Here is a 243-nt window from a genome sequence, read left to right on the forward strand (position 1 = left end):
GCAGCAAGGCGCTGTCACCCACGGTGGCGGTGTTGTTAGCCGTTAGCCCTTGTGCGTCGGTCACGGTCACGTTCACCGCCGGCAGGTTGCCGCCGCCGTTGACGTGGGCCGCACCTGCGTCGGTCAGAGTGACGGTGCCGGTGATCGCGTCGATGGCGTAGTAGCCGTCGGCATTGCTGCCCTCGGTCAGGCTGTAGCGCAGTGCCGCGTTGTCGCCGTCCGGGTCGTTGCCCTGGCTGGTCG

General features: G+C 68.3%; 1 protein-coding gene. It reads right to left on the reverse strand.

What is annotated here, in order from left to right:
- On the reverse strand, positions 1 to 243 hold a 243-nt coding region (locus tag HW452_RS17475; protein WP_224107355.1), incomplete at both ends, for a cadherin repeat domain-containing protein.

Source organism: Vreelandella aquamarina (assembly GCF_020075495.1).
Classification (GTDB): domain Bacteria; phylum Pseudomonadota; class Gammaproteobacteria; order Pseudomonadales; family Halomonadaceae; genus Vreelandella; species Vreelandella aquamarina_A.